The organism is Dokdonia genika, assembly GCF_042652845.1.
Lineage (GTDB): Bacteria > Bacteroidota > Bacteroidia > Flavobacteriales > Flavobacteriaceae > Dokdonia > Dokdonia donghaensis.
The window spans coordinates 16,862-39,611 of sequence record NZ_JBHSHB010000009.1; the positions used below are offsets into that span (position 1 = coordinate 16,862).

Here is a 22,750-nt window from a genome sequence, read left to right on the forward strand (position 1 = left end):
TTGACGTATGGAATTTGATCAAGCAAAAAATAAGTTTATACAAACTTGGGGAGCGCTAGGTACGCAATGGGGAATTAATAAGACAATGGCTCAAATACACGCCTTACTTATGGTGTCTCCAGAGGCGTTAAGTATGGAAGATATTATGGGCGAGCTTTATATCTCTAGAGGAAATGCGAGTATGAACCTGCGAGCACTCATAGACTGGGGAATTATCTTTAAAGAGTATAAAACGGGTGAACGTCGAGAGTATTTTGTTGCCGAAAGTAACATAGATGAGCTTGCTAGAAAAATAGCCAAAGAAAGAAGCAAGAGAGAGATAAAACCTACACTACGTGTCTTGCAAGAAGTAAGTAGTATAGAAGAAACAGGCTCTACAGAGGCTGCCCACTTCAAGACCAAAACGGCAGAGCTCTATGAGTTTGTATCTAGAGCAGATAGTATGCTAGAAAAAATTACAGATTATAAAGAAAGCTGGATTACAAAGACAATTATGAAGTTAATGAAGTAACAATTGTTTACCACAACATTTAAGGGGCACTGTAAAAGTGCTTTTTATTTCACTCAAAGTTTCAATAATTTCTGAAATATAAATATTATGAAAACACTATTCCTCATTAACAAGACGCTTATTATTACTAATGCGATTTTATTTATAACAGTCTATGGCGGTTTACTTTTCCTGCCCATAACAGGAGCCATACAAGTATGTTGCTTTGTGTACCTCTTATTTCGCTGGTCTGACGTAGCGCCCCATCTTAAGAAGTACTTTATAATATATGGAGTTGTAACGGTCTTGAGCCTTTCGCTTCTTTTATGTTTAAAATATTTCTCATTGTTTGACTTCTTGTTTTGGCTTCCAATTATACTAGGCATTGCTCTAAGCATCTACTTTTTAATACTCACATACAAGCAGAGTGAGTATACACTTACCTCGCAAGAAAAAGACATATCAATCGTATCAAATAAAACAATTTAGGCAATGATGAAAAAATTAATAATCGCTGGCGGTAGTGGCTTTTTAGGCAGTATACTTATTAACCACTTTCAAAATCAATTTGAGGAAATAGTTTTGCTTTCGCAAAAGCAAAAAGCACCTTCTCACAATGTTCGTACAGTACTGTGGGATGCAAAAAATGTAACAGGATGAAAAAACGAATTTGAAAATACAGATGTAGTCATAAATATGGCTGGTAGATCTGTAGACTGTCGTTATCACAAAAAGAACAGAGACGCAATTTTAAACTCACGAGTAGACACGACAACCATTATAGGTAAGGCTATCTCTCAGTGCAGCAATCCGCCGCAGGTGTGGCTTAACTCATCTACAGCTACTATATACAGACACTCGCTAGAAACACCTATGACAGAGGTAAATGGTAAGGTAGGCACTGGCTTTTCTGTAGAAGTTGCAAAGGCGTGGGAGCAAGCTTTTTTTGACAGCAATACTCCACTTACTCGCAAAGTTGCGCTACGTACTTCTATTGTTTTAGGGAAGGATGGAGGAGCACTACAACCTATCAAAAAAATAACTCAGTTAGGCCTAGGTGGCAAACAAGGCGATGGTAAACAAAAATTCAGCTGGATACATCAAGATGACTTTGTGCGAAGCTTAGACTTTTTAATTAAAAACGATACTTTAAAAGGGCCATTTAATATAGTCTCCCCTATGGTCACAACTAATAGCGAACTTATGAAGTATATGAGATCTGTTTTGAAAGTTCCCTTTGGTCTTCCTGCGTCAAAACCACTTTTAGAGATAGGAGCTTTTATCATTAGAACAGAAACCGAATTACTTCTTAAAAGCAGGTATGTGATACCAGAACGGTTAATAAAAGCTGGATTTACGTTTACACACCCAGAATTAAAGAAAGCACTATATAACTTAATAGCTTAATAACTATGAGCACCATACAACTTGAAACTATAATTAATGCTCCGGTAGCGGCTGTTTTTAAACTATCGCTCAACATAGACTTTCATATGCAGTCTATGGATCAATCGCAAGAAAAAGCAATAGCTGGTGTAACTTCTGGTTGCATTAAAAAGGGTGAAACGGTTACCTGGCGAGGAAAACATTTCGGCCTCTGGTTAACGCACACGAGTCTTATTACAGAGTATAAACCCTATACGAGCTTTGTAGATGAAATGATTAAAGGTAGGTTTAAGTCATTCCACCACAAGCACATTTTCATAGACCAGAATGGTAGCACTAAAATGCAGGATATCATTACTTATAAAACTCCATATGGTCTTGCTGGAGACTTTTTTGATAAAACAATCCTCTATAATTATTTAACTCGTCTTATTAAGAAAAGGAACGCGCATCTCAAATACACACTAGAAAACGGTGGAGATTCCGCTTTCGCGAAAGCGTAAAAAAGCACGGCAATAAGAAAAACTTTATATTTAGTTGTTATTTAAATCCTACAAATGCGACCTTTACTTTATGGCAACTAATCAAATAGACCCAACAAAGTGGGTAGATCAATATTCTGACTACCTCTTTAATTATACGATTGCCCGTGTAAATGATCGCGAAGTGGCACAAGATCTTATTTCCGAAACATTTCTTGCGGGATTAAAATCTATGAAGAATTTTAAGGGTGAGGCGACAGAACGCACCTGGCTCATCTCTATCTTAAAACGTAAAATTATAGATCATTATCGTAAGAGCAACTCTAAAAAGGGTAAGGCAGAAGTACTTATAAATTATAAGGATGAAGAAAGTGAAGGCGACTGGCTAGAAGAACGCGTAGCAGACCCCTTTGATAAAACGGCTGAAGATAGCATACAAAATGTAGAGCTAGGCGAGGCAATCTTTAATTGCTTAGGTAAACTGCCAGAAAAACAAGCCCGTATTTTTAAGATGAAAACTATAGATGACTTTGATACTGAAGCCATTTGTAATGAATTTGATATTACTCCGTCTAATTTTTGGGTGATCATACACAGAGCCCGAACGGCTATGGCAAGTTGTATGGAAAAAGACTGGCTATAACCCCAATCTGAATAAAAAAAATCGTAATCAATATGATTACATAGTTAAAAAGAAACCCTCTCAAGGGTCTAAATTTTAAGAAATGAAATTAAAAACAGAATGTCACGAGGCTAACCACATTTGCGACAAGAACCAGTATAAAGAGGCTACTTTTTTGGAAAAGGTGCGTCTCAATATACACCTTATTTACTGCCGCGCTTGTAGAAAATACTCTATGAGAAATTCTAAACTCACGAAGGCTGTAAATAATCCTACTGTGCAAACGGTAAGCACCTCTGAAAAAGAGGTTATGAAACAACGCCTTCAAGAACAGCTTAATAGCTCAAATAGTTAATCACAAGTACAAGCCACAGCCATAATAATGGTATTCCTTCTACCCAAAAGGAAGAAAAGTATATGGTAGCCGCAGAGCGTTTTTGTGATAGGTAGATACAAATACTAGTTACCATCATAATAAACAGCTGACTTAAAAAGATATCAAGATTAAATTCATCTTTAAAGAATTCTAATATACAACATAATAAAAGCCAGGTCACTCCAATGATTTTGGCTTTTTTTATGCCCACTATTTGAGGCAAAGTTTTGAGAGCTAGATTATCAAAAACCATATCTCGTATCTCAAAAGGAATCATAAGCGCTAGCACAAATAATATGCGCTGTATACATATAGCACCTACATCCCAAGTAATAGTTCCATCTTGCAAGACCGGCAAGATTACCGTAACCCCACTCCACACGACACCTATTATAAAAATCTTGAGACCAGCTACACTACGCAAATTCCCTTTTACGAGTGAAGCTGTGTTTTTTGGTATAAAAAAAGGAATAGCATACAGTAGCGTCACAAGCCCCAGTATGCCACAGGCAACCCACACCTCTAGTGACATAAATAAGGAAGTTACCAGCATACCTACTCCACATATAACCGAGTATATTTGTATTGTTTTTAGGGATTGTGCTAGACTACGGTGATGTAAACCAGCTATTTCGGCATATTTAACAAAATTATATCCCGTCACTGTGCTAAAAAACAAAAAACTTAGCACCACAAAATTAACGTTTATGTCTAATGATAAATAGGTAATCCAACCTAGTGCTACAACAGATAAACTCACGTGAGTACTACTATTTATATAAAAATCAAAAAGACGTTTTATGCGCTGCATTAGACAAAAGTACTACAACTGTTAATAAGCCACCTATATGGTTGAAAACATTAGTACTCCCATTGTGAATTATGTACTAAAAATCGGTTTCATTGCATTATTTTTGTGCATCCTTAAATAAATCAATACGATGAATACAGATTCGTTTGCATTACGCCACATAGGCCCACGTAGAAGTGATCTCCCAGAGATGCTTAAAACCGTAGGAGTTGAGACTATGGAACAACTCATTTTTGAGACCATTCCAGATAACATCAGACTCGACAATCCATTATCATTAGATCCAGCTATAAGTGAGCACGAGTTTGCTGCTCACATTACTGCACTTTCTAACAAAAACAAAGTATACAGATCATTTATAGGTCTAGGGTATAATCAAGCGATTACTCCTGCAGTCATACAGCGTAATATTTTAGAAAATCCGGGATGGTATACGGCATACACGCCATACCAAGCAGAGATTGCACAAGGAAGACTTGAAGCTTTGCTCAACTACCAGACTATGATTACAGACCTTACCGGTATGGAGCTTGCAAATGCCTCCTTACTTGACGAGGCAACAGCCGCTGCAGAGGCTATGGCACTCTTATTTTCTGTACGTAGTCGTGCACAAAAGAAGGAAGGTGTACACAAGTTTTTTGTATCTGAAGAGATATTACCACAAACGCTGTCATTACTACAAACACGCTCTACTCCTATAGGAATAGAACTTGTAGTAGGTAAGCACGAAGACTTTGACTTTTCTAGCGAATACTTTGGGGCTATTTTACAATACCCAGGAGTATCTGGTAAAGTATATGATTATGCTGCCTTTGTAGAAAAAGCAAATGCCGCCGAAATTAAAGTAGCCGTCGCTGCAGATATACTAAGTCTAGTGAAACTACGTGCTCCAGGAGAGTTTGGAGTAGATGTAGTGGTAGGAACCACACAACGCTTTGGTATTCCGCTAGGGTACGGAGGTCCTCACGCCGCATACTTTGCAACTAAGGAAGCTTACAAGAGAAGTATCCCGGGTCGTATCATCGGTGTGACAAAAGACACAGATGGTAAGCGTGCTCTACGTATGGCACTTCAAACACGCGAGCAACATATCAAACGTGATAAAGCAACGTCAAACATTTGTACCGCACAAGTACTACTCGCAGTTATGGCAGGTATGTACGGTGTGTATCACGGTCCAGAAGGATTAAAAAATATAGCAAATAAAGTACACAATACTGCGGCAACTGTAGCAGATGCACTTGAAAAATTAGGATTATATCAAGTAAACGAGAGTTACTTTGACACAATACAGATTAAGGCAGATGCCGCAAAGGTAGCTGCAGTGGCTCAAGAGATGGAGATTAACTTCCACTATCCAGATGCAGAGACAGTGGCCATATCTATACACGAGGCAACAACACTTCAAGATGTAAATGATATTATTTCCGCTTTCGCGAAAGCGTACTCAAAAGAAACAATCACAGTAACAGAAATCGCCGAAGGAAATGCGATTCCTGAAACAGTAGCACGTGAGACATCATTTTTAACGCTTCCAGTCTTTAACACATACCACTCTGAAACAGAGTTAATGCGTTACATCAAAAAACTTGAGCGTAAAGATTTATCATTAAATCACTCAATGATCTCTTTAGGGTCTTGTACGATGAAGCTTAACGCTGCTTCTGAAATGCTGCCACTTTCTGATCCGCAGTGGGGGAATATGCACCCATTTGCACCACTAGATCAAGCAGAGGGGTACCAGACAATGCTTAAAAAACTAGAAGATCAACTTACCGAAATCACTGGTTTTGCAGGCACTTCATTACAACCTAACTCTGGTGCACAAGGTGAGTATGCCGGTCTTATGGTTATAAGAGCATACCACGAGTCTCGTGGAGACAGCCATAGAAACATTTGCCTCATCCCATCTTCTGCACACGGAACAAATCCTGCAAGTGCAGTAATGGCAGGTATGAAAGTAGTCGTAACTAAAGCATTAGAAAATGGAAACATTGATGTAGATGACCTACGTGAGAAGGCTGAGATGCACAAGGACAATCTTGCCGCACTTATGATTACATACCCATCTACACACGGTGTATATGAGAGTGCTGTAAAAGAAATCACGCAACTCATACACGATAACGGTGGCCAGGTATATATGGATGGTGCAAATATGAATGCACAAGTTGCCCTTACTAACCCAGGTGCGATAGGTGCAGATGTGTGTCACCTTAACCTACACAAAACCTTTGCTATTCCTCACGGAGGAGGCGGTCCAGGAGTAGGACCTATTTGTGTGGCAAAGCAACTAGTTCCATTTTTACCATCTAACCCTGTTATCACAACCGGAGGAGATAAAGCTATTACAGCCATAAGTGCTGCACCTTGGGGGTCTGCTCTAGCTTGCTTAATCTCTTATGCATATATCACTATGCTAGGTGAACCAGGACTGCGTCACTCTACTGAGTATGCAATCCTTAATGCAAACTATATTAAAGAAAGACTAGATGGCGCTTACCAGTGTCTTTATGTAGGAGAACGCGGTCGCGCAGCTCACGAGATGATTATAGACTGCCGCCCTTTTAAAGCAAAAGGTATCGAAGTGACAGATATTGCAAAGCGACTTATGGACTACGGTTTTCACGCACCTACAGTATCGTTTCCGGTTGCAGGAACTATTATGATAGAGCCTACAGAAAGTGAAAGCAGAGAAGAGCTAGATCGTTTTTGTGATGCTATGCTATCTATTAGAAAAGAGATAGAAACAGCTACGGCAGATGAGCCTAATCATATTATGAAAAACGCTCCTCACACCCTAGCAATGCTCACGGCAGATACTTGGGACTTTACATACAGTAGAGAGCAAGCAGCATACCCGCTAAGCTACGTTGCCGAAAACAAATTCTGGCCTACAGTACGTCGTGTAGATGATGCATATGGTGACCGTAATTTAATATGTACTTGTGCGCCTATTGAAGAATATATGGAAGCATAACCCTCCTATCTAATCTATTAATGAAATGGTCTAAAGCGTATGCTTTAGACCATTTATATTATAACAAAAAGTATAAAACATTATTTAAAATTAACAATATATCAATGATAGTGTAAGTGCGTATCATAACTCGCTTTAAATGGCGTTTAATAGGTTGAAAATTGTAGATTTCATAAAAGAGGTCAGATTAACAAAGCCTTTCCGCTATCCCGATACATTTTAGTAACTTTACCCGATTACAAAACACCCTTTATGGCAATTAAAATTACAGGTTTAGGCAGTTTTATACCTGACGTGATTCAAAAAAACGACCAGTTTAAAGATCATACATTTTTGAATATGGACGGCTCTGCAATAACTTCAGAAAATGGAATTATTATAGAAAAATTTAAAGCCATCACAGGAATTGAAGAGCGACGTTACGCACCTAGCGAGATGAACTCTTCAGACTTAGGTTCAAAAGCTGCAGAGCGTGCGATTAAAGATGCAGGAATAGATCCAGAAACACTAGACTATATCATCTGTGCACACAATTATGGTGATGTACAAAAGGGTTCAAACTTTAGTGATATTGTACCTAGTCTTGCATCACGTATAAAACACAACTTACGTATACAAAACCCTAAATGTGTGGCTTATGATATCCTCTTTGGCTGCCCAGGATGGATTGAAGGTGTTATACAAGCTCAAGCATTTATTAAGGCTGGAATGGCAAAAAAATGTCTGGTTATAGGTACAGAGATGTTATCTCGAGTGGTAGATGATCACGATCGTGATAGTATGATTTATAGTGATGGCGCTGGAGCTAGTGTCATAGAAGAAGATGACAGCGATACAGGCATACTTGCTTTTGAGACGGCTACATTTACCTATGATGAGGCTTACTTCCTCTTTAATGGCTCTTCATATAACGCAGAGGCAAACCAAGACACAAAATACATTAAGATGTATGGTCGCAAGATCTACAACTTTGCCCTTACACAAGTCCCTCAGGCTATGAAGTCTTGTTTAGAAAAAAGCGGATGTAGCATAGACGAGGTAAAGAAAATATTTATCCATCAGGCAAATGAGAAAATGGATGAGGCTATCGTGAGTCGTTTTTACAAACTACACGATTTAGAAATGCCAGAGCACATTATGCCTATGAGTATAAATAAACTAGGTAACAGCTCAGTTGCTACAGTACCTACCGTTTTTGACCTTGTACGTCAAGGCGCGCTAGAAAATCACGAGATTAACAAAGGTGATGTTGTTATTTTTGCAAGTGTAGGTGCAGGGATGAATATCAATGCGATGATTTATCGTTACTAGACAACCTTTACTTTTGTAAATAAATTATCAAGCATAACCATTTAATAAATTATTCTTGTACGAAAACACGTTTCCAAACAAGCGCTATAAGCACACGCTACATTTTTTAAAAGATGTGGTAAGCACAGACCAGAGCATACTTGACTTGGGCGTGCGCAATCCCTTTGTAACATATATGGAGCGTGAAGGTTACAACGTACAAAACACAACTGGCGAAGACCTAGATCTAGACACAACAGCTGTAAAAAATGCAGATGCAGAGGTCGTTACGGCATTTGAAATTTTTGAACATCTACTCTCTCCTTTTACCGTATTGCAAGACATAAAAGCAAATAAGATAGTGGCGAGCGTGCCTCTCAAATTATGGTTCTCTCCAGCCTACAGATCTAAAACAGATATGTGGGATAGACATTATCACGAGTTTGAAGACTGGCAGTTTGACTGGTTATTTGAAAAGGCTGGATGGGAGATACAAAAGCGTGAGAAGTTTACTAATCCCGTAAAAAAGCTAGGCTTCCGCCCCTTGCTACGTCTCTTTACGCCTCGATATTATTTGATTTACGCCACACGCAAGTAAGATGGATTTTTATATTGTCATCCCTTGTCACAATGAGTCGGCTTTTATTGGTCAGACGCTTGCATCTTTGGTAGCGCAAACGCATCTTCCTAAAAAAGTGGTAGTCGTAAATGACCAAAGCACAGATAATAGTGCCGAGATTGTTTCCGCTTTCGCGAAAGCGCACTCATACATACACCTACTCAACATCACAAGTAGCGACAAGCATCTACCAGGAAGCAAAGTTATAAACGCTTTTTATAAAGGTTTTGAAAGCCTAGACGATGAGTATGATGTGATTTGCAAGTATGATGCAGATCTCATTTTCCCGCCTAACTACTTAGAAAAGGTAAATAATGCTTTTACAGAAAACAACGCTATTGGAATGGCAGGCGGTTTCTGTTACATTGAAAAAGACGGAAACTGGGAACTAGAAAACCTCACTAATAAAGATCATATAAGAGGTGCACTCAAGGCATACCGAAAAGCTTGTTTTAAAGATATAGGCGGTATAAAGAAAGCTATGGGATGGGATACTATAGATGAGCTACTTGCAAAATATCATAAATGGGAGATTCACACAGATGGTACCCTGCACGTAAAACATCTTAAACCTACCGGAAATACCTATAATAAAAGTGCACAATACAAACAAGGCGAAGCGTTTTATGGTATGCGCTACGGGCTTATACTCACACTTATAGCTTCTAGCAAACTCGCCAAAAGAAAAGGTAATATAAAATTGCTCAAAGACTACCTAAGTGGCTATCTCAAAGCAAAAGCTGCAAAAAAAGAATACCTCGTGACTCCACAGGAGGGTGATTTTATAAGAACTACCCGCTGGTCTGGTATAAGAAAAAAGCTAGGGCTCTAATTCTTAACTTTTTCTTTAAAACAGTACCGTAGACATTAACTACATTTACAAAAATTGACTCATAATGAAGTTTACCTCTTTTACACAATATCTATCTCTTTGCCTTATTGGGCTTACTATTTCTTGCGCCTCTGTGAAGACTACAGCACAAAATAAAAAACCAAAAAATGTTATCCTTATGATAGCAGACGGAACTGGTCTAAGTCAGATCTCTTCAAGTCAGTTTTACAACTCACAGCCGTCTAACTATGACAGATTCAAACACATAGGGCTTATTAAAACTTCATCTGCCAGTGACCTTATAACAGACTCTGCAGCCGGAGCAACTGCATTTTCGGCAGGAGTAAAAACATATAATGGAGCTATAGGTGTAAATACAGATACCATAGCTGTACCTACTATACTTGAAGACCTAGAAAAAAGAAATTTTGCAACCGGTGTTATTGCAACCTCAACGATTACACACGCGACGCCTGCAAGTTTTTATGCACACCAGAAATATAGAAAAATGGAACTTGAGATTGCTCAAGATCTTGTCTCATCTGGTGTAGACTTTTTTGCCGGTGGAGGACGTAAGTTTTTTGAAAACAGAGAAGATGGCAATAACCTTGTTGCTGCCCTAGAAGGTTCTGGATATGAGATGTACTTAGATCGTCTTGACCCTTCACTTAAAATGAAAGCCTCAAAAAAATACGGCTTTTTACTTGCAGACTCAGGAATGCCTAAAGTACTAGAAGGCAGAGGTTCTTTTCTTTATGATGCTACAAATCTGGGAATAAAAAGACTCTCAAAAAACAAAGAAGGTTTTTTCTTAATGGTAGAAGGCTCACAAGTAGATTGGGGTGGTCATAATAATGATGGAGAATATCTAGTGAGCGAGCTCATAGATTTTGATACCGTAATAGGTCAAGTACTTGACTATGCTGCAAAAGATGGAAATACACTTGTAGTTGTAACTGCAGACCACGAGACGGGAGGCTTTACCCTCGCGTCTGATGAGGGAGACTATAATAAAATAAACCCTTCATTTTCTACTGGTGGTCACAGTGCTACTATGGTACCTGTTTTTGCTTATGGCCCGGGCGCTACAGAGTTTATGGGTATTTATGAAAATACCGCAATTTACACTAAGATTAAAGCTCTTATAAAAGAGTAGGTATTCATAAAGGTATCTTAAATACTATTTTAACATACTGATAAATCCCTACTTTAGCTTTCTAAATTACTTCAATGTCATACCTACACTCTATAGGAGCGTACTTTATAATGATCAAAGACACCTTTGTAAAACCTACAAAAGGTAAGGTATTGAGCGATCTTATATTTAAAGAAATAGACGACCTTATTATAGGCTCTCTTGGTATTGTAGCATTTATATCTTTCTTTGTGGGAGGTGTAGTTGCTATACAGACAGCGCTTAACCTTAATAATCCTCTTATCCCAAAGTCGCTTATAGGGTTTGCAGCAAGACAGTCTGTTATACTAGAATTTGCACCTACATTTATCTCTATTATTATGGCAGGTAAGGTAGGGTCTTTTATTACATCTAGTATAGGTACAATGCGTGTAACAGAACAGATAGATGCCCTAGAGGTTATGGGTATCAACTCTCTTAACTACCTCATATTTCCTAAAATCGTTGCAATGCTTGTATATCCATTTGTGATTGCAATAGCAATGTTCTTAGGCATCATAGGCGCATATACTGCTGCAGTTTACGGAGGCTTTACCTCAAATGATGCCTTTTTATCTGGGCTACAAGAAGATTTTATACCATTTCAATTATTTTATGCCTTTTTCAAGACATTCCTTTTTGCCTTTTTACTTGCAACCATACCCTCATATCACGGGTATTTTATGAGAGGAGGAGCACTAGAGGTAGGTAAGGCCAGTACAACATCCTTTGTATGGACTAGTGTTGCCATTATCCTTGTAAACTTTATAGTAACTCAATTATTACTAAGCTAGATGATAGAGGTAAAAAACATACGCAAAGGTTTTGGAGATGTTGAGGTTCTCAAGGGATTCTCTACCACATTTAAACCAGGTCAAACTAACCTAATCATTGGTCAGTCTGGATCTGGAAAAACGGTTTTCTTAAAAACAATGCTAGGTCTTCACAAGCCAGATAGCGGTCAGATCATTTATGACGGTAATGCATACTCAGATCTTAATGAAGAGCAGCAACGTGACCTGAGAGAGCAAATAGGGATGGTTTTTCAAGGGAGCGCCCTCTTTGACTCTATGACGGTAGAAGAGAACATCGCTTTCCCGCTCAAGATGTTTACCAAAATGAAAAAAAAGGAACGCATCGCCAGAGCAAATGAAGTGATAAAGCGTGTAAATCTCGAAAATGCAAACCATAAACTTCCCTCAGAAATTTCTGGAGGAATGCAAAAACGTGTTGCCATAGCCCGCGCTATTGTAAACAATCCTAAATATCTTTTTTGTGATGAGCCCAACTCTGGTCTTGATCCAAATACGGCAACGGTAATAGATAATCTCATACGTGAGATTACTATAGAATATGATATTACCACAATTATAAACACCCACGATATGAACTCTGTAATGGAGATAGGTGATCACATTGTGTATTTACAAAAAGGCCATCTCGCTTGGGAAGGAACGCGTCACGAGATTTTTAAAACAGACAATAAAGATGTGACAAACTTTGTTTACTCTTCTAACCTGTTTAAAATGGTGAGAGAAGCTCAAAACGCAAAGTAGAGAGGTTTTTATAGCGCTTTCGCGAAAGCGTAAACCCCATTTCACACCAAAAAAAAAGCATTATGCTTAAGCTTTTTATTTTCAGCTTACTAATAACCACTACTAGTTGTATATCGCAACAAGAGAGAGAAGTTGTACAACCTAAGGAAAGTACTCCTATAAATTGTACTACAAAAGAATGTTCTGGAAAATATATAGGTCCAGAATTTGTAAATGGTTCCGATGTAGCGCATCAGTTTTCGAATACTATGTCAAAGATAGTTGGTGATAAACTTAAAGAATTTTATCTCAATCAAGATTATAAGAAAGTAGACCTCCATAATATAATAATGACTACCGAAGGGATGGGCACTGGAAATGTTCACTATTATCTGTCAGTTCCATTTATTGAAGTAAAAAAACCTTGTGATGCATATACCTCATTTGACCACGTAGGTGGCTGGAACCACAGACCTGAACTTAAGAAAAGGATAAATCAACTTACGCCACTATTACTCAAAGACCAGTCTCTAGATATAAGTAAACTACATAAAACTGATGAAGGATTACAGGAGTACTGGATACAATGGAAAAATAATAAAACACAAAAAGGTTGCATTTAAGAGCAAAAGCAACAAAGCCACACTTTCCGTTACTTTCTTACCTCAACATTCCCACTTACCACCACAGTATCTAGCGTAAAACGTTCTTTAATCCAGAGACCCATTTTTTGCTCTTGTCTTGATCTTACCTCTTGAGATAAACTATCTGCCCACATCACACGCACGACGGTGAGTGTATCTATAGCGCCACTAAAGTCTGTAGTAATTTCAGTCGCATACCCAAAACGCTTGAGCCCATCATAATTAATCTTGGCCTCATTACGCATAGATGCAAATGGCAAAGTAGTACTTCTAAGTTGTGTCACCTCATTTTCTAGCAATCTTATTTGCTCATCTTTTGAGCTCATTGCTTCTTGATTTTTTACATAAAGATCTTCTAAGATTCCAGAACGCACTTCTGTACTCAATCTAGCGGCTAGCTCTCCGCTTTGATCTGCTCCTTGATGTACTACGAGCGTACAGTTCTCACAGTCCTCTGTTTTTTTAAATTCATCTTCCCACCTATCTATAATATTTTGAGGCACTAGACTCCCTATAAGGTAGACATCTATACGTTTTTTCTCGGCGTCATCAGTTTCTTTTACAATCTCTGCACCTTCATACTTAATCGTATTAGTCACAAAAGCTTTTGCTTTTGTGATAAAAATTTGCTGATTGAGCAGTCTTAAGAAAGTCCACACACTAGGAACTAAAACAAGTACCGCTATGAGCGTAGCCATACGCGTGGTGCGCTTTCTTCTTTTTTGATTTGCATATTTTACAAGCGGGAATTTGAGAAGCTTTGATACTGTAAATGTTGCTAGCGCTATAAATACAGCATTTATAGAGAACAAATACATCGCCCCAAGCGCCCAGTAAAGCCCCTCACTGTTACCTATAATAGATTGTGACAATCCATACCCTACAGTACATAAAGGCGGCATAAGTGCCGTTGCTATCGCTACACCAAAAATCACACTGGCAATTGTACCAGACTTAGTCTTTGCTACAATAAGTGCAAGACCACCAAAGATGGCTATAAACACATCAAGTATAGTAGGCCAGGTGCGAGCCATAAGCTCTGGTGTTTCCTCCTTAACCGGTGATAAACTAAAATATAGGGTCGCCGTGAGCACACTAAGTACAATCATAACGGCAAGGTTTACAAACGAGCGCTTCATCATAAGCGCATCGTTTATAGCGATAGAAAGTCCTACACCAACAATAGGTCCCATAAGCGGACTTATAAGCATCGCTCCTATCACTACTGCCGTACTACTCACGTTAAGACCTATACTCGCCACAAAAATGGAAAATATAAGAATCCACGCGTTGTGCCCCTTAAAGGGAATATCCTTACGTATCGCCTCTACCGTAGTAGAGCGATCTGTGTCTTCTCGTATATCAAGAAGATCGTTTAAAAATTGCTTTATAGACTTCCAGACACTCTGCGCTTCATCGCGCATATCTTCTTTAGGATTTATATCTAACTCGCTAGGCTTTGGGTCAGGATTTGCCCCTATATTATCTTTGTTTTCCACTATCCTAAATTATTACCAAATTTTGATTGTACCTCATTACGAATCTCCTTGATGTCTTGCTCCTTACTTTTTGGCACAATAACGAGAACATCTTCTTTTTCGACGATAATGTAGTCTTTAAGTCCGTCTACAACTACCACTTTATCACTAGAAGTTCTTATGATATTCCCCGATGTGTTTGTTGCTATCACACGTGCATTTACTACAGCATCTTCACCAGAATCGCCTTGCATTTTATCATATAGCGACCCCCAAGTACCTAAATCATTCCAGTCAAAAGTAGCTGGGACGACTTTTACATTTTGATGTTTTTCCATCACGCCAAAATCTATACTTATATTTTCTGCCTTAGGGTACTCTTCATCTATAAAAGCCTGCTCCTCTGGTAGGTTATAAACAGCATTCCCTTTGTTAAATAGCGCATACATCTCCGGCAAAAACTCTTTAAAACTATTTACCACAGTTGCTACACTCCAGATAAACATTCCGGCATTCCAGAGGTACTCTCCGCTGGCTACAAATTCTTTGGCAGTAGGGTAATCTGGTTTTTCTGTAAAACGTTTTACCGCTTTCGCGAAAGCGTTATCACTCTTATCATAGTTTATATAACCGTACCCCGTGTTAGGAAAAGTGGGCTGTATACCTAAAGTTACAATAGCCTCTTCCTTCTCTGCCGCATCAAAGGCTTTTTGTAAATCACTTACAAAGGCGTCTTCATCTTCAATCCAGGCATCGCTAGGTGCTACAATCATCACTGCATCTGGGTTTTCCTTTTCTACCTTAAGTGCCGAAAGTAAAATACAAGGAGCCGTGTTGCGCATTGCAGACTCTAGCACAATATTTTTTTGTGCAATTTGTGGTAATTGCTCTTTTACGAGATCGTTATAATCAACATTAGTAAGCACAAGTATTTGCTCTTCTGGAACAAGCTTTGAAAGACGCTTAAATGTTTTTTGCAATAAAGTTTCTCCCGTACCTAGCATATCGTGAAACTGCTTTGGAAAAGCTTGCGTACTTACAGGCCAAAACCTAGAACCTACACCTCCTGCCATAAGAAGGGCATAATAGTTTTTATTGTCTTTCATACTTGTGTTATTTTAAATGTTCTACCTCTGCATTAGGTTGAAAAAGATACACTTTTCCGGTTGCAACTTCCACACACTCATACCTTTTAACTCTTTTATTTCCTTTCTGAAAAATTTTTCCATTTTGGATTCTAAAGGTGCTTCCTTTAGGTATTTCAAATATATAATTTTTATCAGACGGTGGGTCGTACATTTTTAAAGCTACAGAAAGATGTGCATCTGTATCACTACTTGCCTTTGGGTTTTTAAAATGTCTTGCCAGATAAGGCAATAAATCTTGAGGAAATATCTCTGGCCGTATAAAGGGTAACATAAGGTGCTGGAAGGTATGCTTCCACTCCTTTCCGTGGGGTTTTATACGTCTACCGTATTTTTTAAACGCAACGAGATGTGCTATCTCGTGTACTAGCGTGACGAGAAATCTGTATTTATTAAGGCTTACATTAACGGTAATCTGATGTTGACCGTCTGGTAATATTCTATAATCTCCGTGCCTGGTAAGTCGCTCATTTACAATTTTAAGATACACTCCGTGTTCTTTTATAAGCTCAAAAATAGGTGGTGCTGCCCGCTCCGGAATGTATTTTTTTAAGGTTTCAACCATAAATTAAGGTGTACTTGCAGACACTTGCAGTGTTTTACCATTATAAAAAGCATTACCCTTACGAGAGAAGTCATAAAGATAATCTGCCATTTGCACTGCACTAAGTGGTGCCTCATAACCCGGAAATGCTTCTTCTAGCATCTCTGTTTGTACAGCCCCTAGAGCTAGCACATTAAAAGCGATACCGCTTTCTTTATACTCTTCTGCCAGAAGTTCGTTCCAGGTGATAACTGCTCCTTTACTTGAGCTGTAAGCCGCCAGTCCCGGGAATTTCATACTCCCTTGTATTCCTCCCATACTTGATACAGTCACCACGTGGCTTCCTTTGCTCATATAAGGCAGCACTACACGAGTCATCTCTGCTACACCAAAAACGTTGACACGATACACTTGTTCAAAATCTGCAATGGTAGTCTCTGCAAATGGCTTGTTTAATAATGCACCTGCATTATTAATTAAGATATCGACACCTTCCCAATCGCTCTCTATAAAGTCTACAACTTTTTGAAAATCATCTTGATTTGTAATGTCAAAAGGAAATGCGGTAAGATTCTGTAGATTAAGATCTGCACAACTTTTATGCTTTCGCGAAAGCGCAAGTACCTGATGCCCCTCCTTTGCAAACTGCTTTGCCAGCTCAAAACCTATCCCTCTACTTGTACCAGTAATAATAACTCTTTTCATAACCTGTCTTATCTACTCTTTGCTATTGCTTTACAACCTTTACTTCTTGAGTCTTGCTATTTGCCAGTCCCTCTAGACCTGGTATAAATTGTTTTATGGCTTTTTCCATAAAAGCGATATCCATCTCTTCTACCTCATCATTTACACCGTGGTAATGATCAAAGTTTGTGAAGTCAAAAGAAGAAATCGTGTGTGCAGGAACACCAAATTCTAAGAAAAACGGGTAGTTATCACTACGCATAAATAAGTTAAACTCTTTAGCCTTTGGTAAAAAGCCTACCACCTTAGATCCTGCGTACTTATTAAACACCTCAGGAAAATTAGACATCTCATAACCTGACGCATACACTGTGTGATCTTTTCCTACCATAGGCACTCCTATCATCTCTATATTAAAAACCATATAGACAGCAGTGTTTGCGACTTTCATTTCTTTAGCAAGATGCTTAGATCCCAACAGTCCTTTTTCTTCTGCCGAAAATAATGCAAATACGAGTGTTCGTTTATTGTTCTTTGTCTTAGCAAAATGATCTGCAAGAGCTAGTACAGCTGTTGTACCGGCTGCATTATCATTTGCTCCATTTGCAATTACATCACCATCTACAGCTTTACTATTACCTATGTGGTCGTAATGAGCACCTATAACAATAACCTCATCTTTAAGCGCAGGATCTGTACCCTCAAGCACTCCTACAATGTTATAAGCATCACGCCCCTTTACTTCAAAATTATCTCGATAGGTATTATAATACGGTTTTACCCCTGTATCTTTAAAGCGAGCCTCAATAAACTGAGCGGCCATCTCTATACCTTCACTACCGGTATCACGGCCTTGCAACTCATCTGACGCCAAGAAGGTCATCGTATTCTCAACAGATTTCATCTTCTTGATGTCTGGCATCACCATCGTTACCTGAGTAGGGCTAGACGCCTTTACCTCTGGTACATTCTCACCCTTAACACCCACTAATGGTGCTCCTGAATTACAAGCGGCAAGTAGTACCGCTGTGCTTATTACTACAAATTTTCTCATAAAGCTAAAGATAAAAAAACCCACGCAGATGCGTGGGTTTATACATTTATAATTACTGTGTGCCTATGCAAGCATAAGTACAGGATTTTCAATATATGTTTTAAGCGTTTGTAAAAACTGTGCTCCTGTAGCACCATCTACTGTGCGGTGATCACAAGCAAGCGTAAGCTTCATCGTGTGACCTACTGCAAGCTGACCATTCTTTACAACTGGCTTCTCTACAATAGCTCCTACAGATAATATTGCCGAGTTAGGCTGGTTAATAATAGACGTAAAGTCTGTTATTCCAAACATACCAAGGTTTGATATCGTAAAAGTAGAACCTTCCATCTCTGGAATGGTAAGCTTCTTGTCACGCGCTTTACCAGCTAGTGTTTTTACCTCTGCATTAATTTGCTGTAATGACTTCTCATTTGCAAATTCTACTACAGGTACAACAAGTCCATCTGGCACAGCCACAGCTACACCTATGTGCACGTGGTGGTTAAGACGCATCTTATCATCAAACCATTGTGAGTTTACCTGAGGATGTTGCTTAAGCGCAATAGAAGTTGCTTTAATGATCATATCATTAAAAGAAACCTTTGTATCTGGTTGTGTGTTAAACTGCTTACGGAAACTCATCATATTCTCCATATTGAACTCAACGTTCAGGTAATAATGAGGTGCTGTAAACTTAGATTTACCAAGACCACGAGCAATCGCTTTACGCATTTGAGAGTTTTCTATCTCTTCATAGCTTTCTTCTCCGGTTGCAACAAACTGCTGCACAGAAACGCCTGCCGAAGGTGTGAAGTTCTCAACATCACTCTTTACAATACGACCGTTTTCTCCAGTTCCTTTTACTTGAGCAAGGTTTATACCTTTCTCTTCTGCTATTTTCTTTGCTAGAGGTGACACAAAAATACGTCCTCCGTTTGTGCTAGTAGTTGTAGTTGCTTTTGCTGGAGCAGCAGCCTTAGGCGCACTGGTTGTATTTTCTTTTGAAGCTTTTGGCGCTTCTTTTTTCTCCTCTTTCTTTTCTTCTTTTTTAGGTGCAGATTTTGCAGGGGCTCCACCACTTTTTATAACTCCAGAGACATCTGTCCCCTCTGGGCCTATAATAGCGAGTAAGGCATCTACCTTTGCAGTTTCACCTTCATTGATACCTATATGTAATAGCGTTCCAGATTGAAAAGACTCAAACTCCATTGTAGCCTTATCTGTTTCTATCTCTGCAAGAATATCGCCTTCTTCTACCATATCCCCTACGCTTTTGAGCCAGGTAGCTACAGTTCCCTCTTCCATTGTGTCTGAGAGTCTAGGCATTGTTACTACAATAACTCCTTCTGGCACATCGCTAGATGATTCTTCTTGAGTATCATCTTCGGCTGTTGCCTCTGCGTTATCTTCTGAATCACTAGAATCAGAAGTTGAAGCATCTTCTTCTTTCGCGGAAGCGTCACCATTAAGCAGTCCTGAGATATCTTCTCCTTCTTCACCTATAATGGCAAGTAGGGTATCTACCTTTGCTGTTTGCCCCTCTTCTATCCCGATGTGTAATAAAACACCCTCGTTAAAAGACTCAAACTCCATTGTAGCTTTATCTGTCTCAATCTCTGCTAGTATGTCTCCTTCTTCTACCTTGTCACCTACGCTTTTTAACCAGGTAGCGACTGTTCCTTCTTCCATCGTGTCGCTCAGACGCGGCATATTTATTACTTCTGCCATAACTTATAATCTATGAGGTATGAATGGATAATCTTCTTGATCGTACACTACGTCGTACATAACATTTACATCTGGGAACGGGCTTTCTTCTGCAAACTTCTCACACTCTGCTACGCGTTTCTTAACGTTTTTGCCCATTTCATCTATCTCTTCTTGGGTTGCATAACCTTTTTCTAAGATAACCTCCTTAACTTGAGTGATAGGATCTATTTTTTGATACTCTGCTACCTCATCTTTTGTACGATAGTGTTGTGCATCAGACATAGAGTGACCTCTATAACGGTATGTTTTTAGTTCTAAAAATGTAGGTCCGTCACCACGGCGAGCTCTCTCAATAGCTTCGTCCATCGCTTCGGCTACGGCTACTGGGTTCATCGCGTCTACAGGTCCACAAGGCATCTCATATCCTAAACCTAGTTTCCAGATATCTTCGTGGTTTGCAGTACGTGCAACAGATGTTCCCATTGCGTACCCATTATTTTCTACACAAAATACTACTGGAAGTTTCCAGAGCATTGCCATATTAAATGTCTCGTGTAATGACCCTTGTCTTGCTGCTCCGTCTCCAAAATAGCAAAGCGTCACCGCACCTGTCTTATTATACTTATCTCCAAAAGCCATTCCTGCACCTAGTGGGATTTGCCCACCTACGATACCGTGACCTCCGTAAAATCCTTTTTCTTTAGAAAATATGTGCATAGAACCTCCAAGACCTTGTGAGGTACCGGTTCCTTTACCATAAAGCTCTGCCATTACTCGCTTTGGGTCTACTCCCATCCCGATAGGTTGCACGTGATTACGGTATGCTGTAATCATTTTATCCTTAGATAAATCCATTGCGTGTAGTGATCCAGCTAGTATTGCTTCTTGCCCATTATACAGGTGTAGAAAGCCACGTACTTTTTGCTGAATATATACTTGAGCTAGCTTGTCTTCAAACTTGCGCCAGAAGAGCATCTCTTCGTACCAATTAAGGTAGGTTTCCTTCGTGATTTTTTTCATTTAAAAGCGTATAAATGCCACCCATTTTTAGGCGAATAACAAAAATAACGATTTAAAGGAATATGTAAAAACTGTAAGAGAGGAAAAATTACGCAATCGCTTTTGTAATAAATAGTTGCCTTTTTACGCTTTCGCGAAAGCGTACTCACACCCATCACAACCTAGGTTTTACTAATGAACCAATTATAGATATTTTGAAGTAAATAGCAGCGGAAGTATGTTTTCTAAAGATGCACTCTTAACCACCTTGCCCTTTTCTCCCATAAAATAAAGCTCAATAGGCGCTTCTTGCTTGATCTCATACTCTGCAATAGCCTGTCTACATACGCCACAAGGTGGTATAGGATCTGTTGTTTCTTTATCTCTGGCGCGTGCTGTGATTGCCATCGTGAGCATCTTTGCATCTGGATACTGCGATGAGGCATAAAAAATGGCTGTACGTTCTGCACATAGACCAGCGGGATAACAAGCATTCTCTTGATTATTACCTGTAACAACTTCTCCATTATCTAGTAGAAGTGCTGCGCCTACTAAGAAGTTAGAATACGGAGCATACGCTCGTTCCCTGGCAGCAAATGCTGCATCCATTAAAGATGAAATCGCTTCTGGAAGCTCATCCTTAGAGGAATACACATCAAGAAACGATTCGATTTTTATTTTTTCCATAAAGTTATTTCGCTTTAAGCGAAAGTCTTAATTCTAGTACTCGTCGTACTCTTCACCAAAGGTAAATGTAAGTCCAAAACGAAGCGTGTTTTCCAGAGGACTTCTTACAGATCCCGTCGAAAATAAATAAGATAGATCTAGGTCTATTGAGTTAAACTCAAACCCAGCTCCTAGTGTTGCAAATTTACGTGCTCCTTTTATATCACTCTCATTAAAGTATCCCGCTCTTAAAGCAAACACATCATTATATGTATACTCTGTTGCAAGTGACCAGGTCACCTCCTTTAGCTCTTCACTAAATCCATCTGGCGCATCTCCAAAAGATTGAAAAATACCTGAGAAGAAGTTTACATCATCATCTTGACCTGCTATGATTACAACATCATCTTCAGATGTGATTTCTCCATCTCCATTTGTATCTACTCTTCCTCTTAAAGGTGGTGTAGGCACGAGTAATTTATTAAACTCAAGACCTACAAATATTTTATTATAGCTATCTAGTATGAAATCAAAACCTCCTCCTAACTTTAGGTTAGTTGGGATAAAGTTTTCTTGACCAGCATCATCATAACTCACTTTAGGACCTATGTTTGAGATATTAAATCCAGCTCTCCATCTACCATCAAAGTTGTTATACACCTGCTCTTCAGACTGGTAATAACCTGAGATATCTACCCCAAAAGAACTCGCTGGACTCGCATCTGCAAACTCATCAAGTTGCTGTATACGTAAGTTACTCTGTAAAAAACGTCCAGATACCGCCATAGAGAACTGGTCATCTAGCTTAAGAGCATAGGTTGCGTCTATAGAAAATTCATTTGGCTTGATATCTAAACCAGGACCTTCTGCACCGGTTCTTGTATTAATTGTACCAAGACTAAAATAACGTAGACTAGCCGCAAATGCGCTACGATCATCAATACGGTTTGCATAGACTGCCTGGAGTAGTCCTATGTCATTTACTAGGTTTCCTAAGTAAGGTGTGTAATTTATACCCACGTTATGTTGATCTGGTAGAAAGGCTAGCTTTGCCGGGTTCCATTGCACCGCATAAGCATCTGGACTCGTTGCAACTCCCTGCTCTCCCATACCTGCAGCACGCGCATCTCCTGCGATAGCAAGAAAAGGAACTGCAGTGGTAATTGTATTTGTGTCATCTTGTGCTTGAACTGACACATTAGACAAAATAAAAGCTGCTACTAACAGCGATAAAAACTTATTCATAT

Annotated in this window: 24 protein-coding genes and 1 pseudogene; 15 read left to right on the forward strand and 10 right to left on the reverse strand. The window is 39.1% G+C overall.

Annotated elements, in window-relative coordinates; genetic code table 11:
* Positions 1–7: 7 nt before the first annotated feature.
* From ACFO5T_RS06550 to ACFO5T_RS06580, 7 genes and pseudogenes are all read left to right on the forward strand, one after another.
* Positions 8–511 (forward strand): GbsR/MarR family transcriptional regulator, encoded by a 504-nt coding sequence (locus ACFO5T_RS06550; RefSeq protein WP_298351593.1) that lies wholly within the window; start codon positions 8–10, stop codon positions 509–511.
* 87 nt (positions 512–598) lie between these two features.
* Positions 599–979, forward strand: coding sequence for a hypothetical protein (locus ACFO5T_RS06555; protein WP_380033021.1), 381 nt, complete (start codon positions 599–601; stop codon positions 977–979).
* A 3-nt stretch (positions 980–982) separates the two neighbouring features.
* Positions 983–1,150: a hypothetical protein gene (locus ACFO5T_RS06560; protein WP_380033023.1), complete on the forward strand. Its 168-nt coding sequence runs from the start codon at positions 983–985 to the stop codon at positions 1,148–1,150.
* A gap of 18 nt (positions 1,151–1,168) precedes the next feature.
* A pseudogene (locus ACFO5T_RS06565) lies at positions 1,169–1,897 on the forward strand (TIGR01777 family oxidoreductase); the annotation flags it as partial.
* Positions 1,898–1,902: 5 nt separating this feature from the next.
* Positions 1,903–2,379: an SRPBCC family protein gene (locus ACFO5T_RS06570; protein ID WP_380033025.1), complete on the forward strand. Its 477-nt coding sequence runs from the start codon at positions 1,903–1,905 to the stop codon at positions 2,377–2,379.
* Between the two features lie 70 nt (positions 2,380–2,449).
* Entirely contained in the window at positions 2,450–3,001 is a 552-nt protein-coding gene (locus ACFO5T_RS06575; protein WP_380033027.1) for a sigma-70 family RNA polymerase sigma factor, read from the forward strand.
* Positions 3,002–3,083: 82 nt separating this feature from the next.
* Complete coding sequence (locus tag ACFO5T_RS06580) at positions 3,084–3,335, forward strand: hypothetical protein (protein ID WP_375252430.1); 252 nt, start codon at positions 3,084–3,086, stop codon at positions 3,333–3,335.
* Here ACFO5T_RS06580 and ACFO5T_RS06585 read toward each other — a convergent pair.
* A complete protein-coding gene (locus ACFO5T_RS06585; protein WP_380033029.1) occupies positions 3,316–4,167 on the reverse strand; it encodes a UbiA prenyltransferase family protein in 852 nt (283 codons plus the stop codon). The genes ACFO5T_RS06580 and ACFO5T_RS06585 overlap by 20 nt on opposite strands.
* A 130-nt stretch (positions 4,168–4,297) precedes the next feature.
* Here ACFO5T_RS06585 and gcvP point away from each other — a divergent pair, with 130 nt between their 5' ends.
* The 8 genes from gcvP to ACFO5T_RS06625 all read left to right on the forward strand — a co-directional run bounded on the left by gcvP (position 4,298) and on the right by ACFO5T_RS06625 (position 13,220).
* Entirely contained in the window at positions 4,298–7,147 is a 2,850-nt protein-coding gene (gene gcvP, locus ACFO5T_RS06590; RefSeq protein ID WP_380033031.1) for an aminomethyl-transferring glycine dehydrogenase, read from the forward strand.
* Positions 7,148–7,399: 252 nt separating this feature from the next.
* Positions 7,400–8,458: a 3-oxoacyl-ACP synthase III family protein gene (locus tag ACFO5T_RS06595; RefSeq protein WP_380033032.1), complete on the forward strand. Its 1,059-nt coding sequence runs from the start codon at positions 7,400–7,402 to the stop codon at positions 8,456–8,458.
* 55 nt (positions 8,459–8,513) lie between these two features.
* On the forward strand, positions 8,514–9,035 hold the full coding sequence (locus ACFO5T_RS06600) for a class I SAM-dependent methyltransferase (RefSeq protein ID WP_298351567.1): 522 nt from the start codon (positions 8,514–8,516) through the stop codon (positions 9,033–9,035).
* A gap of 1 nt (position 9,036) precedes the next feature.
* Entirely contained in the window at positions 9,037–9,888 is an 852-nt protein-coding gene (locus ACFO5T_RS06605) for a glycosyltransferase family 2 protein (protein ID WP_380033035.1), read from the forward strand.
* 64 nt (positions 9,889–9,952) lie between these two features.
* A complete protein-coding gene (locus ACFO5T_RS06610; RefSeq protein ID WP_380033037.1) occupies positions 9,953–11,044 on the forward strand; it encodes an alkaline phosphatase in 1,092 nt (363 codons plus the stop codon).
* A gap of 74 nt (positions 11,045–11,118) precedes the next feature.
* Positions 11,119–11,856, forward strand: coding sequence for an MlaE family ABC transporter permease (locus ACFO5T_RS06615; protein WP_038599464.1), 738 nt, complete (start codon positions 11,119–11,121; stop codon positions 11,854–11,856).
* Complete coding sequence (locus ACFO5T_RS06620; RefSeq protein WP_380033039.1) at positions 11,857–12,618, forward strand: ABC transporter ATP-binding protein; 762 nt, start codon at positions 11,857–11,859, stop codon at positions 12,616–12,618.
* 62 nt (positions 12,619–12,680) lie between these two features.
* Positions 12,681–13,220, forward strand: a complete 540-nt coding sequence (locus ACFO5T_RS06625) for a hypothetical protein (protein ID WP_380033041.1) — start codon at positions 12,681–12,683, stop codon at positions 13,218–13,220.
* A 29-nt stretch (positions 13,221–13,249) separates the two neighbouring features.
* Here ACFO5T_RS06625 and ACFO5T_RS06630 read toward each other — a convergent pair whose 3' ends face one another.
* The 9 genes from ACFO5T_RS06630 to porV all read right to left on the reverse strand — a co-directional run bounded on the left by ACFO5T_RS06630 (position 13,250) and on the right by porV (position 22,748).
* On the reverse strand, positions 13,250–14,740 hold the full coding sequence (locus ACFO5T_RS06630) for a DUF389 domain-containing protein (protein WP_380033044.1): 1,491 nt from the start codon (positions 14,738–14,740) through the stop codon (positions 13,250–13,252).
* Positions 14,740–15,825 (reverse strand): mannose-1-phosphate guanylyltransferase, encoded by a 1,086-nt coding sequence (locus ACFO5T_RS06635; RefSeq protein ID WP_375252421.1) that lies wholly within the window; start codon positions 15,823–15,825, stop codon positions 14,740–14,742. The genes ACFO5T_RS06630 and ACFO5T_RS06635 overlap by 1 nt, the downstream gene beginning before the upstream one ends.
* Positions 15,826–15,832: 7 nt before the next feature.
* On the reverse strand, positions 15,833–16,429 hold the full coding sequence (locus ACFO5T_RS06640) for a SprT-like domain-containing protein (RefSeq protein WP_380033047.1): 597 nt from the start codon (positions 16,427–16,429) through the stop codon (positions 15,833–15,835).
* Between the two features lie 3 nt (positions 16,430–16,432).
* Positions 16,433–17,113 carry an SDR family NAD(P)-dependent oxidoreductase gene (locus ACFO5T_RS06645; protein WP_035327439.1) on the reverse strand — a complete coding sequence of 227 codons (681 nt, stop codon included), beginning with the start codon at positions 17,111–17,113 and terminating at the stop codon, positions 16,433–16,435.
* A gap of 22 nt (positions 17,114–17,135) precedes the next feature.
* Positions 17,136–18,146, reverse strand: coding sequence for a M28 family metallopeptidase (locus ACFO5T_RS06650; protein ID WP_380033049.1), 1,011 nt, complete (start codon positions 18,144–18,146; stop codon positions 17,136–17,138).
* 63 nt (positions 18,147–18,209) lie between these two features.
* Positions 18,210–19,856 (reverse strand): pyruvate dehydrogenase complex dihydrolipoamide acetyltransferase, encoded by a 1,647-nt coding sequence (locus ACFO5T_RS06655; protein ID WP_380033051.1) that lies wholly within the window; start codon positions 19,854–19,856, stop codon positions 18,210–18,212.
* Between the two features lie 3 nt (positions 19,857–19,859).
* Complete coding sequence (gene pdhA / locus ACFO5T_RS06660) at positions 19,860–20,858, reverse strand: pyruvate dehydrogenase (acetyl-transferring) E1 component subunit alpha (protein WP_038599444.1); 999 nt, start codon at positions 20,856–20,858, stop codon at positions 19,860–19,862.
* A gap of 183 nt (positions 20,859–21,041) precedes the next feature.
* The gene (locus ACFO5T_RS06665) at positions 21,042–21,524 is read right to left on the reverse strand and encodes a cytidine deaminase (protein WP_380033054.1); all 483 of its coding nucleotides are present in this window, start codon (positions 21,522–21,524) and stop codon (positions 21,042–21,044) included.
* Between the two features lie 33 nt (positions 21,525–21,557).
* Positions 21,558–22,748 carry a type IX secretion system outer membrane channel protein PorV gene (gene porV / locus ACFO5T_RS06670; protein ID WP_038599438.1) on the reverse strand — a complete coding sequence of 397 codons (1,191 nt, stop codon included), beginning with the start codon at positions 22,746–22,748 and terminating at the stop codon, positions 21,558–21,560.
* Between the last annotated feature and the right edge of the window lie 2 nt (positions 22,749–22,750).

What these genes read in the sequence shown, in the direction of transcription:
- ACFO5T_RS06550 (WP_298351593.1), top strand. Translation starts at nt 8, where the DNA reads ATGGAATTTGATCAAGCAAAAAATAAGTTTATACAAACTTGGGGAGCG.
- ACFO5T_RS06555 (WP_380033021.1), top strand. Translation starts at nt 599, where the DNA reads ATGAAAACACTATTCCTCATTAACAAGACGCTTATTATTACTAATGCG.
- ACFO5T_RS06560 (WP_380033023.1), top strand. Translation starts at nt 983, where the DNA reads ATGATGAAAAAATTAATAATCGCTGGCGGTAGTGGCTTTTTAGGCAGT.
- ACFO5T_RS06570 (WP_380033025.1), top strand. Translation starts at nt 1,903, where the DNA reads ATGAGCACCATACAACTTGAAACTATAATTAATGCTCCGGTAGCGGCT.
- ACFO5T_RS06575 (WP_380033027.1), top strand. Translation starts at nt 2,450, where the DNA reads ATGGCAACTAATCAAATAGACCCAACAAAGTGGGTAGATCAATATTCT.
- ACFO5T_RS06580 (WP_375252430.1), top strand. Translation starts at nt 3,084, where the DNA reads ATGAAATTAAAAACAGAATGTCACGAGGCTAACCACATTTGCGACAAG.
- ACFO5T_RS06585 (WP_380033029.1), bottom strand. Translation starts at nt 4,167, where the DNA reads ATGCAGCGCATAAAACGTCTTTTTGATTTTTATATAAATAGTAGTACT.
- gcvP (WP_380033031.1), top strand. Translation starts at nt 4,298, where the DNA reads ATGAATACAGATTCGTTTGCATTACGCCACATAGGCCCACGTAGAAGT.
- ACFO5T_RS06595 (WP_380033032.1), top strand. Translation starts at nt 7,400, where the DNA reads ATGGCAATTAAAATTACAGGTTTAGGCAGTTTTATACCTGACGTGATT.
- ACFO5T_RS06605 (WP_380033035.1), top strand. Translation starts at nt 9,037, where the DNA reads ATGGATTTTTATATTGTCATCCCTTGTCACAATGAGTCGGCTTTTATT.
- ACFO5T_RS06610 (WP_380033037.1), top strand. Translation starts at nt 9,953, where the DNA reads ATGAAGTTTACCTCTTTTACACAATATCTATCTCTTTGCCTTATTGGG.
- ACFO5T_RS06615 (WP_038599464.1), top strand. Translation starts at nt 11,119, where the DNA reads ATGTCATACCTACACTCTATAGGAGCGTACTTTATAATGATCAAAGAC.
- ACFO5T_RS06620 (WP_380033039.1), top strand. Translation starts at nt 11,857, where the DNA reads ATGATAGAGGTAAAAAACATACGCAAAGGTTTTGGAGATGTTGAGGTT.
- ACFO5T_RS06625 (WP_380033041.1), top strand. Translation starts at nt 12,681, where the DNA reads ATGCTTAAGCTTTTTATTTTCAGCTTACTAATAACCACTACTAGTTGT.
- ACFO5T_RS06635 (WP_375252421.1), bottom strand. Translation starts at nt 15,825, where the DNA reads ATGAAAGACAATAAAAACTATTATGCCCTTCTTATGGCAGGAGGTGTA.
- ACFO5T_RS06640 (WP_380033047.1), bottom strand. Translation starts at nt 16,429, where the DNA reads ATGGTTGAAACCTTAAAAAAATACATTCCGGAGCGGGCAGCACCACCT.
- ACFO5T_RS06645 (WP_035327439.1), bottom strand. Translation starts at nt 17,113, where the DNA reads ATGAAAAGAGTTATTATTACTGGTACAAGTAGAGGGATAGGTTTTGAG.
- ACFO5T_RS06650 (WP_380033049.1), bottom strand. Translation starts at nt 18,146, where the DNA reads ATGAGAAAATTTGTAGTAATAAGCACAGCGGTACTACTTGCCGCTTGT.
- ACFO5T_RS06655 (WP_380033051.1), bottom strand. Translation starts at nt 19,856, where the DNA reads ATGGCAGAAGTAATAAATATGCCGCGTCTGAGCGACACGATGGAAGAA.
- pdhA (WP_038599444.1), bottom strand. Translation starts at nt 20,858, where the DNA reads ATGAAAAAAATCACGAAGGAAACCTACCTTAATTGGTACGAAGAGATG.
- ACFO5T_RS06665 (WP_380033054.1), bottom strand. Translation starts at nt 21,524, where the DNA reads ATGGAAAAAATAAAAATCGAATCGTTTCTTGATGTGTATTCCTCTAAG.
- porV (WP_038599438.1), bottom strand. Translation starts at nt 22,748, where the DNA reads ATGAATAAGTTTTTATCGCTGTTAGTAGCAGCTTTTATTTTGTCTAAT.